1 protein-coding gene and 1 pseudogene are annotated in these 1740 nt (G+C 43.4%); one reads left to right on the plus strand and one right to left on the minus strand.

Annotated features, from left to right (window positions below; genetic code table 11):
* Positions 1–1198 (plus strand): NAD(P)-dependent oxidoreductase (locus tag AAC037_RS24165; RefSeq protein ID WP_339906237.1); only part of this gene is annotated, 1198 nt, incomplete at its 5' end.
* Between the two features lie 56 nt (positions 1199–1254).
* On the opposite strand, the pseudogene AAC037_RS24170 reads toward AAC037_RS24165, so the two are convergent.
* Positions 1255–1740 (minus strand): annotated as a pseudogene (locus tag AAC037_RS24170) (NAD-dependent epimerase); the annotation flags it as partial.

Genomic DNA, 1740 nt, shown 5'->3' on the forward strand with positions numbered 1-1740 from the left:
GCTTCAGATTGAACAATACACCCAAGGTATGGAGCTAGTGGCCATTGCCAATAGAACCCTGTCAAAAGCAAAGGATGTTTTTCAAAAAGCAGGGCAGGAAAATGCCCAAGAGGTGGAAAACCTGGAAGCTTTGAATCAGGTGATAAAAGATGGAGGGAAAGCTGTCACAACCGACCCTTTTCTGATTTGTAAAGCAGAGGGGATCGATGCAGTCATAGAAGTAACCGGCGCCGTGGATTTAGGGGCAAGGATTGCACAAGAATGCATAGAAAATGGTAAGCATATCATCATGATGAATGCAGAAACTGACGGTACAATAGGCCCGATTTTAAAAGTACACGCAGACAAAAAGGGAGTGGTCTTTACCAATGCTGATGGAGATCAGCCGGGAGTGACCCTTAATTTATTTCGTTTTGTCAAGCAATTGGGATTAAAGCCGGTGCTTTGTGGAAATATCAAGGGGCTTCATGATCCTTACAGAAATCCCACCACCCAGGAAGGTTTTGCCAAGAAATGGAAGCAAAAGCCTGCCATGGTTACTTCCTTTGCTGATGGGAGTAAAATTTCCTTCGAACAAGCGATTATTGCCAATGCTACGGGAATGGGTGTGGCCAAAAGAGGTATGCACGGCCCTACGGTAGCATCCGGAAAGCCCATAACTGAATGTATGGATGAATATCCCTTGGAGGATATCTTGGCAGGCAATGGAATTGTAGACTATATTGTGGGGGCTAGCCCGGGGCCGGGTGTTTTCGTTTTAGGGACCATAGATGACCCAATCCAAAAACACTATTTGAACCTATATAAGGTCGGCGAAGGCCCTTTATATTGTTTTTATAACCCCTATCATTTGTGTCATTTTGAAGTGCCCATTACGGTGGCAAGGGCAGTGTTGTTTCATGATGCTACGATTGCTCCTGAGAAGCCAATGGTGGATGTGGTGACTACCGCAAAAAGAGACCTAAAAAAAGGAGAGAAAATTGATGGGATAGGGCATTATATGACCTACGGGCTGTGTGAAAATATGACAACTTCTCTTGAGGAGGGTTTGCTGCCATTGGGTTTGGCTGTTGACTGTGTACTTCGTCGAGATGTGCCAAAGGATCAGGTTTTAACTTATGATGACGTGATATTGCCTGAAACCAGGTTAAGTGACCAGTTGAGAGCAGAACAAAACAAGTATTTCTTCAACCTTTAGTGAAAGAATCCTAAAGAAATTCAAAGGCTAAGTGTTTCCCTTCACTTAGCCTTTGCTTATAATAGCGAATTATTCGTCCAATTTAGTCTGTCATTCAACAAGCCTTGGTCTTGGAAACTGTTAAGTACTTTTAAGCGGATCAGGTTTGAACTCCTAAAATCAGCATCATTAAAACCAATACTTTTCATTCCCGATTCCAAATCCATTATTGCTTTTTCCAAATCAAATTGGGGTTGAAAGTCCGGGGCCAACTCTTCAAATTTGTCAAAGTTTACTTTATAGGAACGTTTGTCAGCAGGGGCATCCTGATTGATGGTCACATTGATGTCCGGGAGCAATTCCTGAACAGCCAATGCCATGGTTTTAACTTGATGGTTCCATTTATTGGTGCCGATATTAACAGCCAAGAAAGACCCGCCATTTGTCGCTTTTCGGATAGAAGCCCATTCAATGGCTCTGGACATGTCTTTTACATGTACCATGGCTCGCCAAGGTGTACCATCACTCAAAATTGAAATCTCCCCGGAAGCTATTGCGCCTGC

Origin of the sequence: uncultured Cyclobacterium sp. (genome assembly GCF_963976465.1) — a bacterium.
Classification (GTDB): Bacteria; Bacteroidota; Bacteroidia; order Cytophagales; family Cyclobacteriaceae; genus Cyclobacterium.